Annotated in this window: 16 protein-coding genes; 11 read left to right on the top strand and 5 right to left on the bottom strand. The window is 50.8% G+C overall.

Features of this window, described 5'->3' with window-relative positions:
• The first annotated feature begins 188 nt into the window (after nt 1-188).
• The 9 genes from Q3C19_RS01330 to Q3C19_RS01290 all read left to right on the top strand — a co-directional run bounded on the left by Q3C19_RS01330 (nt 189) and on the right by Q3C19_RS01290 (nt 8,281).
• On the top strand, nt 189-704 hold the full coding sequence (locus Q3C19_RS01330; protein WP_071149857.1) for an RNA polymerase sigma factor: 516 nt from the start codon (nt 189-191) through the stop codon (nt 702-704).
• Nucleotides 691-1,218, top strand: coding sequence for a hypothetical protein (locus Q3C19_RS01325; RefSeq protein ID WP_022162281.1), 528 nt, complete (start codon nt 691-693; stop codon nt 1,216-1,218). Before Q3C19_RS01330 ends, Q3C19_RS01325 begins: the two co-directional genes overlap by 14 nt.
• 15 nt (nt 1,219-1,233) lie before the next feature.
• Nucleotides 1,234-1,872, top strand: coding sequence for a DUF4252 domain-containing protein (locus Q3C19_RS01320; protein WP_071149856.1), 639 nt, complete (start codon nt 1,234-1,236; stop codon nt 1,870-1,872).
• Nucleotides 1,873-1,993: 121 nt separating this feature from the next.
• Complete coding sequence (locus Q3C19_RS01315; RefSeq protein WP_302726657.1) at nt 1,994-3,253, top strand: TolC family protein; 1,260 nt, start codon at nt 1,994-1,996, stop codon at nt 3,251-3,253.
• A 74-nt stretch (nt 3,254-3,327) separates the two neighbouring features.
• Entirely contained in the window at nt 3,328-4,218 is an 891-nt protein-coding gene (locus Q3C19_RS01310; protein ID WP_302726655.1) for an HlyD family secretion protein, read from the top strand.
• A gap of 16 nt (nt 4,219-4,234) precedes the next feature.
• Entirely contained in the window at nt 4,235-5,695 is a 1,461-nt protein-coding gene (locus tag Q3C19_RS01305; RefSeq protein ID WP_302726743.1) for an ATP-binding cassette domain-containing protein, read from the top strand.
• 47 nt (nt 5,696-5,742) lie between these two features.
• Nucleotides 5,743-6,846 carry an ABC transporter permease gene (locus tag Q3C19_RS01300; protein ID WP_302726653.1) on the top strand — a complete coding sequence of 368 codons (1,104 nt, stop codon included), beginning with the start codon at nt 5,743-5,745 and terminating at the stop codon, nt 6,844-6,846.
• 5 nt (nt 6,847-6,851) lie between these two features.
• The gene (locus Q3C19_RS01295) at nt 6,852-7,967 is read left to right on the top strand and encodes an ABC transporter permease (RefSeq protein WP_302726651.1); all 1,116 of its coding nucleotides are present in this window, start codon (nt 6,852-6,854) and stop codon (nt 7,965-7,967) included.
• A gap of 71 nt (nt 7,968-8,038) precedes the next feature.
• Entirely contained in the window at nt 8,039-8,281 is a 243-nt protein-coding gene (locus Q3C19_RS01290) for a hypothetical protein (RefSeq protein ID WP_022162273.1), read from the top strand.
• Between the two features lie 22 nt (nt 8,282-8,303).
• Here Q3C19_RS01290 and nudC read toward each other — a convergent pair whose 3' ends face one another.
• The 5 genes from nudC to Q3C19_RS01265 form a co-directional block, all read right to left on the bottom strand.
• Nucleotides 8,304-9,107, bottom strand: coding sequence for an NAD(+) diphosphatase (nudC, locus tag Q3C19_RS01285; protein WP_277121433.1), 804 nt, complete (start codon nt 9,105-9,107; stop codon nt 8,304-8,306).
• 22 nt (nt 9,108-9,129) lie between these two features.
• On the bottom strand, nt 9,130-10,986 hold the full coding sequence (locus Q3C19_RS01280) for a TonB-dependent receptor (protein ID WP_302726741.1): 1,857 nt from the start codon (nt 10,984-10,986) through the stop codon (nt 9,130-9,132).
• A 23-nt stretch (nt 10,987-11,009) separates the two neighbouring features.
• On the bottom strand, nt 11,010-11,429 hold the full coding sequence (locus tag Q3C19_RS01275) for a DUF1893 domain-containing protein (protein WP_071149850.1): 420 nt from the start codon (nt 11,427-11,429) through the stop codon (nt 11,010-11,012).
• An 11-nt stretch (nt 11,430-11,440) separates the two neighbouring features.
• Nucleotides 11,441-12,829, bottom strand: coding sequence for an aldo/keto reductase (locus tag Q3C19_RS01270; RefSeq protein ID WP_302726646.1), 1,389 nt, complete (start codon nt 12,827-12,829; stop codon nt 11,441-11,443).
• A 90-nt stretch (nt 12,830-12,919) separates the two neighbouring features.
• On the bottom strand, nt 12,920-14,404 hold the full coding sequence (locus Q3C19_RS01265) for a 4Fe-4S binding protein (protein ID WP_302726644.1): 1,485 nt from the start codon (nt 14,402-14,404) through the stop codon (nt 12,920-12,922).
• Nucleotides 14,405-14,673: 269 nt separating this feature from the next.
• On the opposite strand from Q3C19_RS01265, the gene Q3C19_RS01260 reads away from it, so the two are divergent.
• Together Q3C19_RS01260 and Q3C19_RS01255 are read left to right on the top strand one after the other, a co-directional pair.
• On the top strand, nt 14,674-14,895 hold the full coding sequence (locus tag Q3C19_RS01260; RefSeq protein ID WP_022163969.1) for a DUF4492 domain-containing protein: 222 nt from the start codon (nt 14,674-14,676) through the stop codon (nt 14,893-14,895).
• Between the two features lie 54 nt (nt 14,896-14,949).
• The gene (locus Q3C19_RS01255) at nt 14,950-16,491 is read left to right on the top strand and encodes a cytochrome ubiquinol oxidase subunit I (protein WP_287641869.1); all 1,542 of its coding nucleotides are present in this window, start codon (nt 14,950-14,952) and stop codon (nt 16,489-16,491) included.
• The last annotated feature ends 7 nt before the right edge of the window (nt 16,492-16,498 follow it).

The raw sequence follows: 16,498 nt of genomic DNA, 5'->3' as shown, positions 1-16,498 counted from the left end.
GAGTCCCCGGCGTTGTTTTTTGACAGATGCCGGGGATTTCTGTTTACTTGGGCTTCGCCGGTTGGCGGTTATTGGCTATATTTGAGCTTTCAGAGAAAAAAGCAAAAAAAGTTCTTGTCCTTTGTAACAAGCGATCGCTCTTTTCCGTCTGACGGGTATAAGACTGATGATAGAATAGGAGAAAGTGCATGGATGCCGAGAGTTTTAAAAGAATGTTTTTACCTTGTCACGCTAAACTGTATGGGGTGGCCTACAGGCTGTTGGAGAATGCTTCCGATGCCGAAGATGTGCTGCAGGAGGCCTACCTGAAACTGTGGAGCAAGCGGGAAGAACTGACGGTTATCAGCAATCCGGAAGCCTTTGCCGTCACGATGGTGAAGAATATGTGCTTCGACTTGCTTCGTTCGGGCCAGTATCTTTCCGACAGGCAAAACCTGCCACTGACCGAGGAAGTGCAGCGCGTCGGCCTCTCTTCTGACGGTTGGGAAACGAAAGAGGATGCCAGAGTGGTGAAAACGCTGATAGCACGTCTGCCTTTGCAACAGCGGCTGGTGATTACCTTGCGCGATGTGAAAGGATGTTCTTACGAAGAGGTGGAGCGGCTGACGGGGCTGAACTCGGTTAATGTGCGTGTATTACTGTCGAGGGCGAGAAAGAAAATACGTGAGGAATTTACTAAATGGAACAACTATGAAAGTCGATGAAGTGGAAAGATTGCTCGCTGCCTATTACGAAGGGGCAACGGACGAGCACGAAGAAAAAAGGTTGAAGGAGGCTTTGCTGTCACAGGATCTGCCGGAACATCTGGAACCGGATGGACGACTGCTGGCAGCGTTGGAAGCAGAAAACATGGAGGAAATACCTGTGCCGGCCGGACTGGAAGAAAGACTTTCGTGCCTGATAGACCGGAAAGATGAAGAGGCTCCACACTTCCTGCGCCGTAACCGTGTGCGGAGAAACTGGCGTTGGGTGGCCGGTATAGCAGCCACATTCCTGTTGCTGACAGTGATCGGGTGGGGAGTGTCGACGATGGACAAGCAGACTGTTCCGCCTACACCGCTGGACACGTTCAGCGATCCGCAGGAAGCCTATCAGGTGTTGCAGGCCACACTCTCGGAAATGTCGAGCAACTGGAGGGCAGGGTTGGAACAGATGCAGGAAGTGCAGTTGCAGATGAACGTGGTACAGAAAGAAGTGAAACAAGAATTATCCAAATAAAAACCGTAGATTGTTATGAGAACCGTCAGATTACTTTTAGTCAGCCTATTGCTGGCATTCCCCCTGCTGAGCCAGGCCCAACAGGAGTTGTTCAAGAAATACAGCGACATGAAGAACGTGTCGTCTGTCTACATTTCCAAAGCCATGCTGGAGATGAACCCCAGCCTGTTTACAAAGGACATCTACATTGGCAAGGCGGCTTCGCAGCTGAACTCGGTGCAGATCATCTCGACGATGGACAAAATGATCAAAGCGGATTTGCTGAAAGACATCCGTGAGATGGTTAAATCCTCGCGCTACGAGCTGCTGATGAAGCAGAAGGGAACGGTATCATCTTCCGAATTCTACGTCAGCCGCAAGGGCGACAAGGTAAAGGAACTGGTAATGATAACCAACGGCGCCGCCACACTGAAGTTCGTCTATCTGGAAGGAGAGATGACGACGAAAGACGTACAGAGCCTGTTGCTTTATCAGAACGCGAGCGGATATGTATCTCCAGCCCGTGTGTACCAGCGGGGGGAACTGGAAAGCATGGGCATACACATGCCCGATATGGATTGGGACAACCTGCAGAAAACTTTCAAGTCGGATGAATGGAAGAAGTTTGTGAAGGACATAAAGGAACTGAGTGATAGCTCAAAGTTGCAGGAGTAGAAGCATTGTATAGTTAGCAATTTGCATAATCAGGACAGATATACTGGGAAAAAGATAGTATATCTGTCCTGTTTTTTTTTATCTTTGCAAAGTAACAACAACGATCTAATTTGCTTTGCTTATGAAGAGATATGGCTTATCCGTCTTGTTTTTGTTTGCACTGTTTCTTCCTGTGCTGCATGCCCAGCTTACGTTGTACGAATGCAGGCAGCAGGCACGCGACAATTATCCCCTTATCCGCCGGTATGGTTTGATTGAAAAAGCTGCGCAATACAGCGTGGCCAATGCGGCAAAAGCCTATTTGCCGCAGGTCAGCCTCTCGGCCAAGGCTTCCTATCAGAGCGATGTGACCCGTTTACCTTTCGAACTGCCGGGCATCGATGTAGACTTTATGCCGAAAGATCAGTATCAGGTGATGATACAGGTACAGCAGTCCGTTTGGGATGGAGGCGAGACAAAGTGGCGCAAACAGCAGGTTCGTGCCGGTGCGGAGGTAGACAGGGAAAAACTGAATGTAGATATGTATGCCTTGGACGAACGGGTAAACCAGCTTTTCTTCGGTATCTTGTTGCTCGATGAGCAGTTGGAGCAAAACCGCTTGTTGCTCGACGATCTGGATCGTACCCACCGTACGGTAAGCATTTGTATCGACAATGGGACTGCAAACCGCAGCGACTTGGACGAAGTGGCCGTGGAGCAGCTTTCGATCCGCCAGCAACAGGTGTCTTTGGAAGCTTCCAGGCGGGCGTATGCCGATATGTTGTTACTCTATCTGGGGCGTAAGCCTGAAGAAGAAATCAAGCTGCAGAAACCGCTTGCCGAGGAACCGTCGGACTGGCAGAACCGTCGGCCTGAATTGCGTTGGTACGATGCACAGTCGGCTTTGTTGGGAGTGCAGGATGCGTCGCTGGCGGCAGGGTTCATGCCACGTCTGGGAGTTTTCATGCAAGGAGCTTATGGCAATCCGGGACTGAATATGTTGCAGGACAAATTCAAGTCTTACTTTGTGGCAGGAGTCAGTCTGTCCTGGAATCTGGGAAGGCTGTATACCTTGAAGAACGACCGCCGACTGATCGAAAACAATCGCCTGATGCTGGAGACAGGCAGGCAGACGTTTCTGTTCAATACCAGCCTGGAAGTGACCCGTCAGGAAGCAGACGTGAACGCTTTACGCCGTCAGATGGCGGATGATGACGAGATTATCCGTTTGCGTACCCGCATCCGACAAGCATCGGAAGCCAAACTGCAGAACGGTGCATATACCGTAAACGATCTGTTGCGTGACATTACAGAAGAAAATCTGGCGCGTCGGCAAAAGGCCCTGCATGAAGTACAGCTGTTGATGAAGCTATACGACTGGAAGCATGCAGTGGGAGAGTGATGATCCTACGCTCCCGGAGCCATAACGGATTCTTTTTTGATAAAACAATAAAAGCGATTAAAATACAGGTATCTATGAAAACATTTGCGACAATATTCTTGCTTATTGCCTGTGTGTCCTGCTCGGACGGAACCGGTCATTACGATGCTACAGGTACTTTCGAAACAACCGAGGTCGTTGTGTCGTCCGAGACATCGGGCAAACTTCTGCGTATGGACGTAGAAGAAGGGATGAGGCTGAAAGCCGGTCAGACAGTCGGGATTGTAGACACAGTGCAGCTTTACCTGAAGAAACTGCAGTTGGAGGCCAATGCCCGTTCTGTACAGGGACAGCGTCCCGACATACGGAAGCAGATTGCAGCCACACAGGAACAGATACGCCAGGCCGAGCGCGAACGTGACCGTGTGAAACGTTTGTTCGAAGCCGATGCCGCTAACCGCAAGCAACTGGACGATGCCGAGTCTTTGCTTCAGGTGCTCCGCAAACAGTTGGATGCTCAGAATTCGACGCTGCAGAATAGCGACCGGAGTCTGACGTGGCAGTCTTCATCGGTAGATATCCAGGTGGCACAAATGAACGATCAGTTGGCCAAGTGCCACATTACGGTTCCCATGCAGGGAACTGTCTTGGCGCAATATGCGGAAGCGGGCGAGTTTGTAGCTCCCGGTACTCCGCTGTTCCGTTTGGGCGATATGGAGCAGATGTATCTTCGTGCCTATATTACCAGCGACCAGCTGGCCGATGTCCGTTTGGGGCAGAAAGTGAAGGTGGTGGCCGATTATGGAGGCGAACAGCAGCATGAGTATGAGGGAAAGGTGACGTGGATTTCGGATACGTCGGAATTTACTCCTAAAAATATTCTGACCAAAGACGAACGTGCCAATCTGGTCTATGCCATAAAAGTTTCTGTCCGCAACGACGGTATGTTGAAGATTGGCATGTATGGAGGTATTGTGTTCGACTGATACGGAGGCTTTGAGTATGGATGAAGTGGTTGTTGCAGATAACCTGCGGAAAAGTTACGGGCGGGTGACGGCACTCGACGGTGTATCCTTGCGTGTGCGGAAGGGTGAGATATTTGGACTTATCGGCCCTGATGGGGCAGGTAAGACTACCTTGTTCCGCATCCTGACTACCTTGTTGCTGGCTGATAGCGGTAGGGCTACGGTAGCCGGCTTCGATGTAGAACGGCAATACAAGGAGATACGGCGGAGAGTAGGGTACATGCCGGGACGCTTTTCGCTTTATCAGGACCTGACAGTAGAAGAGAACTTGCAGTTTTTTGCGACGGTGTTTGGCACTACAATTCGCGAGAACTACGAATTGGTGCGCGATATTTACAGTCAGATAGAGCCTTTCCGTACGCGTAGGGCCGGAGCCTTGTCGGGTGGCATGAAGCAGAAGCTGGCGTTAAGTTGTGCCCTGATTCACAAGCCGGAAGTCCTGTTTCTTGACGAACCTACCACGGGGGTAGATCCCGTCTCACGTCGCGAGTTGTGGGACATGCTCCGACGTCTGCGCGAGCAGGGCATTACCATTGTTGTTTCTACCCCTATCGTCGACGAGGCACGGCAGTGCGACCGCATTGCTTTTATCAGCGAAGGACAGGTGCGGGGCATCGATACTCCAGACATTATTCTGGAGCGTTTTGCCGATATACTTTGTCCGGCAGGGCTGTCGCACAGTGAGAAAAACAACAAGGGTACTCCTGTGATTGAAGTAGAAAATCTGACCAAACAGTTCGGTTCGTTTGTTGCTGTCGACCATATATCCTTTGAGGTACGCCGCGGCGAGATATTTGGTTTTCTGGGAGCAAACGGAGCGGGCAAGACGACAGCCATGCGCATGCTGACGGGCTTGAGCCGTCCGTCGGCAGGAAGGGCTACGGTGGCCGGCTTCGATGTAGGGCGACAACCGGAAGAAGTGAAGCGGCATATCGGATATATGAGCCAGAAGTTTTCGCTTTACGAGGATTTGAAGGTGTGGGAAAACATCCGTTTGTTTGCCGGCATCTATGGAGTGAAAGAGGATGACATAAAGCGGCGGACCGATGAAGTACTGCAACGGATCGGGCTGGAAAAAGAACGGAACAGCCTGGTTAGCAGTTTGCCGTTGGGTTGGAAGCAGAAACTGGCTTTTTCGGTAGCAGTGTTTCACAATCCGGAAATTGTTTTTCTGGATGAACCGACAGGTGGGGTAGACCCTGCTACCCGCCGTCAGTTCTGGGAATTGATTTATCAGGCTGCCGACAGGGGTATTACAGTGTTTGTCACGACTCATTTCATGGACGAGGCCGAGTACTGCGACCGCATTTCCATCATGGTAGACGGCAAGATACGTGCCCTTGACTCGCCCGACGGGCTGAAACGCACTTTCCATGCAGCTACGATGGACGAAGTATTCCGTCAACTGGCCCGTGCAGCGGGGAGGGCGGCTTGTTGAGGCCGGTGTCTGATTTCTGGTATCAAAAAAAACGATGATTGACGATTATGAAACAGTTTCTCATATTTGCAGGCAAGGAGTTCCGGCACATTTTCCGCGACCGGCGGACGATGCTCATCCTGCTTGTCATGCCTGTGGTGCAGATTATTCTTTTCGGTTTTGCCATCACTACCGAAGTACAGAATGTACGGATGGCGGTGCTTGACCCATCGGATGATGTGCTGACACGGCGCATTATCGAACAACTGGATGCTTCGGAATACTTTACTTTGTCCGCCCGCTTCCAGACTCCGCAGGAGATGGACGAAGCTTTTCGCCGCTCGCAGGTAGACATGGCTGTTGTGTTCACTCCTGATTTTTCCGACCGGCTTTATACGGGTGAGTCGGCCGTGCAGCTTGTTTGCGATGCCACCGATCCTAATACGGCAACCATGCAGACCAGCTATGCTACAGGTATTATTGCCGCCGCCACGCGACAACTGTTGCCGGCTGGTGTTTCTGTCCCAGCCATCCAACCCGAAGTGAAGTTACTTTATAATCCTCAGATGAAGAGCGTCTACAACTTTGTGCCTGGCGTCATGGGACTCATTCTGATGCTGATTTGCGCCATGATGACTTCCATATCGATTGTACGCGAGAAAGAGACGGGCACGATGGAAGTGTTGTTAGTATCACCTGTACGGCCATTCTTTCTGATTCTGTCGAAGGCAGTTCCTTATTTTGTCTTGTCGTTTGTCAATCTTGCTACCATCCTGTTGCTATCGGTTTATGTGCTTCATGTACCTGTAGCGGGCAGTTTGTTGTGGCTTGTGGCAGTGTCGTTGCTTTTCATTTTTGTGTCGCTTTCGTTAGGCCTGCTCATTTCTACGGTGACGCATACTCAGGTGGCAGCCATGTTGGCTTCGGGGTTGATGCTGATGATGCCTACAATGCTGTTATCCGGTATGATTTTCCCGGTCGAGAGTATGCCGTGGGTACTTCAGGGCATTTCGGCTCTCATTCCGGCACGCTGGTATATACAGGCTGTGCGAAAACTGATGATACAAGGGGTAGATGTAGTTAATGTGCTTTCCGAAGTTGCAATATTGTCGGGGATGGCTGTTCTGCTGATAACAGTCAGTTTGAAGAAGTTTAAAAACAGATTGGAGTAACCGCTATGATAAAATATCTGATAGAAAAAGAGTTTAAACAGCTTTTCCGGAATCCGTTCATTCCGAAACTGATTCTGTTGTTTCCCTGCATGATTATGATTCTGATGCCTTGGGCAGCCAGTCTGGAGATAAAGAACATACGGCTGGATATTGTGGATGGTGATCATAGCGCATTGTCGAGGAGGCTGGTAGAGAAAGTGATGGCTTCTACTTACTTTCATGTCAAGGCCTGTCCGGATACGTACGACGAAGGGTTGCGACATGTCGAGGAAGGTATGGCGGATATTGTATTGGAAATTCCATGTGATTTTGAGAAAGATTGGATGACAGGTCGTAGTCCCCGCCTGCTGATTGCAGCCAATGCGGTGAACGGTACAAAAGGAGGTATGGGGAGTTCTTATCTGTCTTCTATTGTTTCCGATTATGCCCGTGATTTGGCAGAAGGAGGAGAGCGGTCTGCTTCTTCCGTTGTCCGTTTGCCTCAAGTAGAAGTACAGACACTGAATCTTTTCAATCCCAGGCTCAATTACAAGCTTTTTATGGTACCGGCATTGATGGTAATGCTGCTGACGCTGATATGCGGGGCACTGCCGGCGCTGAATGTGGTCGGTGAGAAAGAAGCGGGTACTATCGAACAAATCAACGTGACGCCGGTTGGGAAATTTACTTTCATCATTGCCAAACTGATTCCTTACTGGCTGATAGGGCTTTTGGTACTTTCCATCTGCTTCTTGTTGGCCTGGGCATTGTATGGCATTTTGCCTGTAGGACATTTCCTCACCATCTATTTCTTCTCAATTATCTTTTTGCTGTTGATATCCGGATTCGGTCTGGTGGTTTCCAATTATTCTTCTACGCTCCAGCAGGCCATGTTTGTCATGTTTTTCTTTATTCTGATTCTGGTACTGATGAGCGGTTTGTTTACTCCTATTCACAGCATGCCCCGTTGGGCGCAAACCATTACTTACATCAATCCTTTGCGATACTTTGTCGAAGTAATGCGTACGGTATACCTTCGTGGAGGAGGAATCCTTGATTTGCTTCCGCAATTAGGCGCGTTGATCCTGTTTGCTGTAGGCTTCAACTTGTGGGCGGTCGTGAGTTACAGGAAGAACAGTTGACGTAGAAGCATAAAAGAAAAAAGTATGCGATAACCGATCTTTTTGTTACTTTTGCCGGAAAATAGAAAACTATGTCAGAAGAATCGAAAAATACTTATGATGAGTCTTCGGTGAAGGCTTTACTGGAATGGGCTCAAACTGTAAAACTGCCTAAAGAGTTGGAACTGAGCGATGCGGAATATGTTTTTGATACATCCATGTATTTGCAGTCGAATATCAGCGATATAAAAGCACACTATCCCGATCCGTTCTACAATGCGGCCATCGACCGTCTGAATAAACTGAAAGCAAAAGTAGAAGCCGATAATCTGTAAGGCTTGCGACCGGTTGTATCTCTCATTTTAAGTGCCGGTCTTTTCCTTCCCGCCAGGCTTCTATCAGTCTGCGGGCAATGCTCAGTTTTCGGGGAAGTTCCGGCAGATTGTCCCGATGATAAAAAGCACCGGCGCTGAGTTCGTCTTTCTGCAATTTTATTTCTCCGCTTTCGTAGTCGGCAAAGAAACCCACCATCAGTCCGCTGGGATAGGGCCAAGGCTGGCTGTCGAAATAGGTAATGTTGCGGATGGTCAGGCCGGTTTCTTCCATCACTTCGCGGCGGACGCATTGCTCCAGTGTTTCGCCAGCCTCAAGAAATCCTGCTACGAGCCCGTAGAAGGTGCCACGGAAGTTGTGAGCGTGTACCAGCAGAATCTCTTCACCCCGACGTACCAGTACGATGATGGCTGTGGCAATGGGAGGATACATTTCGTTGCCGCATCGGGGACATTTCTTCATGATGTCTGTCTGTTGTTCAGTGGCTGTGCCACATACGGGGCAGTAGCGGCTGTGTGCATCCCAATAAAGTATCTGGTAAGCTTTTCCGGCAGCCTTGTATTCTTCTAACGGAAGATAGTCGAACGAAGCCCGCAGGCCGGTCATGATCCATTGGTCTGTCTCTGCGATGGGATGATTGATGGAAAAGGTGTAGACCTGTGTACCGTTAGGCAGTGTCACCCGGTGCACATGCTGTTCTTCGGAAGGCGCAACGGGCAATTGGTTGCCGGTAGGCACAGTGCATGTGCCATCAGCTTGTTTCTGCATCAGCAGGTTGTCCTTGAAGAAGACAAACCATTGTGCTGCCTTATCATTCGTATCTTTCATTGCTTTTTTCTTTTTTTTAGGGTCAGAAGTTCACGTTTATGCCTCCCATGAAAGTTGCTTTCGGCATGGGGTATCCGGCGTTGATTTCGTAACGTTGTGCCAGCAGGTTCTCTCCTTTCACGAAAAGGCTTGCAAAGTTACACAGTCGATAGCTTGCATTCAAGTCCCAGAGCACAAAACTTTCCTGTTTTTCCTGTCCTTTCGTAACCGAAGTATAAAGTCCTTTGATGTATTGCATGCCGCTTGTCAGTGTCCATCGGCCTTGCCGGTAGCTGATACCTGCGTACAGTTTGTGCTCCGGAGCGGCCAGTACGGGGTTCTCCATGTGCAGCCAGCTGTAGTTGGCATTGGCTTGCCAGCGGGCATTGAAGCGGTAGGCTATGTTAGTTTCTACTCCCCAGTTTTCTATTTTTCCCGAGTTCATGTTTTTGCGCTGCGAAGGATCTACCATGATGATGTTTTTACCATTGATGTAATACAGGTTGAGGCCATAGTTCAGGCGGTTGTCGCACAGGCGCTGGGTGTACGACAGTTCGTAGTTCACGAGGCTTTCCGGCTTCAGGTCAGGATTCTTGGAGAACATGAACATTTCGCGGATCGTCGGGTTACGGAATCCTTTGCTTACCATAGCCTTCATTTCGGCTTGCTGGGGCAGGTGGAAGGCCAGACCACCCTGCGGGATCCATTCGGTACCCGTGTGCGAGTGGTAGTCGATACGCAGGCCGGCATCGAGCGACAGCCAGGTGCTGATGTTCTGTCGGAAATCGACGTAGCCCGCAAACTCATCCAGTTGTTTGTCTACCTGAGATTGTCTTTCGCCTGTTGCCAGTACCTGATACCACGATTCTCCGCCAAAGTGCTGGTAGTCGAATCCGGCTGTGATGCGGTTGCCTTCGAACAGGGTTGCACTTTGGTACAGCGAGATTCCCATCATGCGGTCTTTGGAGTTGAAGTGGAAAGTCTGTGGCTCTTCGTCCGGATGGTAACCGTCGTTTATCTTGTGGCGTCCCCAGTTGTAGAAGAAACTCAAGGCACCCGAGGTACGGTCGTAATGGTTTTCGAGGGCGGCCGATGCCATGCCGCGTGTGATGCGCGAGTCGTTGTCGATGTAAGGAGCTGCAATTGTACCGGGGTTGGAGGCATTGAAGTGAGTAGCGTTCAGGTCGCCCCACACTTTCCAGTGGTTGCTGAGGTCGTAGCCCAGTTTGACGTAGCCGCCATATTGCTCAAATTCCATGTCGGGACGGTGCCCGTCACTTCGGTTATACGAGCCGGTAGCGACGCTTCTGAACCGTCCGTGCTTCACGCGGTTGGATACCTCGGTCTGTAGTGTGTTGTACGAGCCATAGCCAAGTTGCAGATCGGTCTTTGTTCCTTCTTCCTGCATTTGTCGGGTGACGATGTTGATAACGCCTCCCATGGCATTCGAACCGTAGAGTACCGATGCCGGTCCACGCAGCACTTCGACCCGTTCGGTCATCATCGTCTGGTAGGCATCGGCTATGGGGTGTCCCATCAGGCCCATGTATTGCGGATGTCCGTCGATAAGCACTAGCAGACCGGCTGTAGGGCTTCCTCCCACACCTCGCAGGCTCATGCCTCCGGCAGCACCGGTCGATACTCCGTAGCCCATAATGCCTCGGCTGGTGGTAAAGAAGCCGGGAACCTGTTCGGTCAGTGTTGGCAACACCGAAGGCTGGTAATTGCTTTCCAGTTGCTTCCGGTCTACCACCGAGATGGTCATGGGCAGGTGGCGTATATCGGTTTCGTTACGGGTGCCTGTCACAACGACTTCGTCGGTTGTCAGCGTGCGGGCAATGCGGGTACTGTCTTCTTGTCCACGGACAGGAAGAACGGTCAGGAACAGGAAGGCACACATGCCTTCCAGCAGGTTCAGTTTCTTCATGCGTTTTTTCTCTGATTGGAGATAAATTTTTCTATAACTGGGAAAATTTCTTTGGCCGATTGGAGGTCACGGCTGGCTTGCTCCAGCGGACACCATCCGGTACGGTCGCGGTTGATGATGTGGTCTACCACTTCGTCGCAGCTTACCTTGGCGCCGGCTTCTTGTAACAACCGGAGGGCTGGCTCACTGATGGTGCGGGTATAGACTTCGGCTACGCCGCCCAGCACCATGAGCGAGGCGGCAGCTTTTCCGATTACCTTGTCGGCAATGGAAGCGCCTTGGAGAAAATCCGGCTCTGTCACCAACAGGTCATACAGATCGGCTACACCCCGTTGTGTGAACGTACGGATGCAGTCACCATGAGCTATCACGCAGGAGTATCCTCCTGCGTGAAGCATTTCTATCAGTTCTTTCATTCTTGTTCTTGTTACAGCGTTTCTTGTTTCAGTTGTTCCACATATCGGTCAATGCGGTGCAACTCTTTGGGGATGTCAATGCTCTGCGGGCAGTGCGAGTTGCATTGTTCACATCCGATGCAATGACTGGCCTGGCGCAGACGTGGCACACTTCGGTCGTAACCTACCAGGAAAGCGCGGCGTGCTTCGCGATAGTTGGCATGTTCCTGCGAGGTGGGCAGGTTGCCTTCGTTCACACATTTGTTGTAGTGAAGCAGTACGGCAGGAATGTCGATGCCGTAGGGGCAGGGCATGCAGTACTTGCAATCGTTGCAAGGGATGGTAGGGTACTGTTTCATCAGGTCGGCTGTCTGCTGCAGAAATTCGAAATCGTCGTCAGTCAGTGGTACGAGTGGTGAGTAGGTCCGCAGGTTGTCTTGCAGATGTTCCATGTAGGTCATGCCGCTCAATACAGTAAGAACACCGGGGAACGTGCCTGCAAAGCGGAAGGCCCACGATGCTACACTTGCTTCAGGCCCACGTTGCTTGATGCGTGCCACCAGATGCTCGGGCAGTTTCGAGAGGCGGCCACCCAGCAGCGGTTCCATGATGATGGCGGGAATATGGCGTTTCTCCAGTTCGGCGTACAGGTAGTCGGCATTTACGTTGTTGCCCGAGGCGTATTGCCAGTCTACGTAATTGAGTTGTATCTGTACGAAGTCCCAATGCACCTGGTCGTGCATGGCCAGCACTTCGTCGAACACTTCTTTGGTTCCGTGGAACGAGAATCCCAGATTGCGGATACGTCCCGCTTCACGTTCCTTCATCAGGAAGTCTATCATGCCGTTTTCGATGTAGCGGGCACGGAAGGTCTCGATGCCACCGTTACCGATGGAGTGCAGCAGATAGTAGTCAATGTAGTCTACCTGTAGTTCCGAAAACGAGCGGTTGTACATGGCGATGGAGTTCTCGCGTGTATAGTTGGAGAAGTTGGACAGCTTGGTGGCCACGAAGAACTTCTCGCGTGGATGGCGTTTCAGGGCGATGCCGGTCGACTTCTCCGACCATCCCTGTACGTATACGGGCGACGTGTCGTAGTAGTTCACACCGTGTGCCATGGCGTAATCTATCAGTTCGTTTACGGCATCCTGGTCGATGACGTTACCTCCTTTTTCAGGAGCGGGCAGAGTAGGCCAGCGCATACATCCGTATCCCAGTAAGGAGACTTTTTCTTTTGTTTTCGGATTTTCGCGCAGGGTCATTTTGTCGGTCGGAACTTCTCCCTGTGCCTGTAGCGAGGCCGAGTTCGAATCCTTCGGTCCGCATCCCGTCAGCGCTACGGTTGCAGTAGCTGTACTGATGCCTACAATTTTCAGAAATTCGCGGCGGGAAATGTCTTTATGATGATTTTGATCGTTCATTGTTGCAAAGTGTTTAGTAATAAAGTGTAAAGAAGTTATAGAAGTCGGGCAGGTGTTTTGTGCTTATTGCTTGCTGCCCGTTCCTCTTTATTAAATAATCCGGTGGCGTTCATGTCCTTCCACATAGATGGCTGTGAACGGACGTGCCGGACAAAGGTTCTCGCAGGCGCCGCAGCCGATACAGCGTTCGGTGTCGATAGCGGGGAACTTGCGCGAGTCCGGATTGTTGGCATCCGAAGGTACCATTGTTATGGCGCCTGTCGGACAGTGGCGGGCACAATTGCCGCATTCTACACCGTCGGTTTTCACCACACAGTTTCGTTTGATCCATACGGCATGGCCTATCTGGATAGCCGACTTATCGGCTACCGTGATCGGTTTGATGGCTCCCGTAGGGCAGACGTCCGAACACTTGGTACACTCGGGACGGCAGTAGCCGCGTTCGTACGAAGAGAAAGGTTGCATCAGTGTCATCAGATCTGTTGAAGGACGCAGTACTTCGTTGGGGCATACCGATACGCAAAGCTGGCAGGCGGTGCAATGTTGTGCGAAGTGTCGTGCTCCCTGAGCTCCCGGTGGCAGGATGGGTGTCTTGCGGTTGGGGATCTTTTTGTCTTCGATGGTAGCCAGCCCGCCATCTACTTTCATTTCCTGAGCTTTCAGTACGGCTGCCGAGGCTGCCAGTGCCGACGATGCCAGGAAGGCACGGCGTGAGCTGTCTTTTTCGGTTTTCGGTTCTGCTTTCGCAACTCCGGCTTTGACCGGATGTCTGTAGCTCACTGCCTGGTGTTTGCATTTGTCCAGACAATCCATGCAGGCCACGCAACGGCTGTAGTCTATTTGGTGATTCTTGATGTCGATACACGAAGCTTTGCAATTGCGTGCGCAAAGGTTGCAGTTGATGCACTTATCCGTGTCGATAACCGGCTTCAAATAAGCATATCTGGACAAGAAGCCGAGTATGGTACCTACCGGGCAAATGGTGTTGCAATAGGTTCGTCCGCCTCTCCATGCCAGTACGATGAGGATGACCAGGGTAACGGCTGCAATGACGAAAGTCGGGACGCTCTTCAGCCACACGGTGGTATCGTAGAACGCATAACTGTCGGCACGTTCGGCCAGGTAGGCCAGCAGATTGTTTCCCCACTGGTAGAGGGGAGCAAACAGGTTGTTGGCAATACGTCCGTATGCACTGTAAGGAGCCAATAGGGCGACAAACGAGTGCACACCTGCCACCAGTGCGACGGCGAATACTCCCAATACACCGTATCGCAGCCACGACAGGGCGGGCGAGTAGCGGTAACGGTTCTTCTTGGTCTTTTTGGAAAACCAGGCCACTATGTCCTGAAATACTCCCAGCGGACAAATGACCGAACAGTAGACACGTCCCAGCAACAGCGTGAGGATCACCAGCGCCAGCACTACTCCCACGTTGAGAGCCAGCAGGGCAGGCAGAAACTGAATTTTAGCCATCCAGCCGAACCACGTATGCAACGTTCCCGTAAAGTCGAGGAACAGCAACGTAATGAGTGCGAAGAACAGGACAGCAAGTGTTAGTCTGATTTTACGTAACATAAATAGTAGTTATTAGAAATTTGTGTGTATCTTAATTAAAATAGTTTTATAACCGTGCAAATATAGCAATTCTGACTTTACGGTTGATTATCCTTTTTACGCTTTTTGCAACATCTTGCAACAGCAGATTGGGGGATAATGTACAGTTCCTTTTTCCCGGATTGCTTATTTGGGTATTTGGGGCTCTATTTTTTCTCTGTTTTTTGTTGGGAGGAAGCGCAGATAGTTTTATATTTGCCCCGATGCTAATCCTTAAAAATCTGCTTGCTATGAAGCAATCACTGACAAACGTATGGAGATTTTATCGCGACGGTTTTCGTGGTATGACCTTGGGACGTACGCTGTGGCTTATTATCCTGATAAAGCTGTTCGTTATTTTCTTTGTACTCCGTCTGTTTTTCTTCCCCGATTTTCTTAATAGCCGGGCATCCGATGAAGCCGGACAGAGCGATTATGTAGGCCGTGAACTCATTCAGCGGGCAGTAAAGTGAGGATAGCTTTTTTATGGCTGAATTTTATGTGTAATTTAACCCGATCTTTTATCTATGTTCGAGAGTATTGACACTTCCCTGATCGACTGGTCAAGAGCACAATTTGCCTTGACAGCTATCTATCACTGGATTTTTGTTCCGCTGACTTTGGGATTGGCGGTGATTATGGGCATTATGGAGACGATATATTATCGTACCCGTAATGAGTTCTGGAAGCAGGCTGCCCAGTTCTGGATGCGACTTTTTGGCATCAATTTTGCCATAGGTGTGGCCACCGGGCTGATACTGGAGTTTGAGTTCGGTACCAATTGGAGTAACTATAGCTGGTTTGTGGGCGATATTTTCGGAGCGCCGTTGGCCATCGAGGGAATACTGGCTTTCTTTATGGAAGCTACTTTCATTGCAGTCATGTTTTTCGGCTGGGGGAAGGTGAGTCGCCGTTTTCATCTTACTTCTACCTGGCTCACCGGACTGGGGGCAACGATTTCTGCCTGGTGGATTCTGGTTGCCAATGCCTGGATGCAGAATCCTGTCGGTATGGTGTTCAACCCCGATACGGCACGCAACGAAATGGTCGACTTCTGGGCTGTGGCCACATCGCCGATGGCCGTTAATAAGTTTTTTCATAGCATACTTTCGGGCTGGGTATTGGGTGCCGTTTTTGTAGTGGGTGTCAGTTGCTGGTACCTGTTGCGGCGCCGTCACAAGGAGTTTGCGCTGGCCAGTATCAGGGTAGGGGCCTGGGTAGGTTTGTTTGCCGCACTGATGTCGGCCTGGACGGGTGATGGTTCCGGGTATCAGGTAGCCCAGAAACAGCCTATGAAGCTGGCAGCCATGGAAGGCTATTACGAAGGACAGCAAGGAGCCGGACTGGTGGCTTTCGGCATTCTGAATCCGGACAAACAGACACCGGCTGACGGGGTAGAACCTTTTCTGATGCGTATCGAATTGCCCAAGATGCTATCGCTCCTGGCCGAACGCGATCCGAATGCTTTTGTGCCGGGCATCAATAATTTGTTGGAAGGAGGCTACCGGCTGAAAGATGGCAGTCAGGCTTTGTCGGCTGAGGAGAAGATGGCGCGTGGCCGGAAGGCAATAGCTGCTTTTGCCGCTTATCGCACGGCTAAGGCCGACGGCAATGAAGAAGCTGCGGCTGAAGCAGCCGTAGTGTTGCAGGACAATGTAGCTTATTTTGGTTACGGGTATATAAAGGATGTCAACGAGCTGGTGCCTAATGTGCCGCTTACGTTCTACATGTTCCGGGTCATGGTGATGCTGGGCGGATATTTCATCCTGTTTTTTGCAGTGCTTCTGTTTTTGGTCTACCGGAAGAATCTGGCAGAGATGCGCTGGATGCATTGGATTGCCCTGTTCACTATTCCGTTGGGTTATCTGGCCGGACAGGCCGGTTGGGTAGTGGCCGAATGCGGCCGTCAGCCCTGGGCCATACAGGACATGCTGCCTACTTCGGCTGCCATTTCGAGGCTCGACGTGGGTTCGGTGCAGACAACTTTCTTCATCTTCTTAGTCCTCTTCACGGTATTGCTGATAGCCGAGATAGGCATCATGCTCCGAGCCATTCGCAAGGGATTCTAAACACTGT

It is taken from the genome of Bacteroides sp. ET489 (assembly GCF_030518095.1).
Taxonomy (GTDB): Bacteria; Bacteroidota; Bacteroidia; order Bacteroidales; family Bacteroidaceae; genus Bacteroides; species Bacteroides ndongoniae.
The sequence above is the reverse complement of the archived record's forward strand: the minus strand, read 5'-3'. Positions and strand labels throughout refer to the sequence as shown.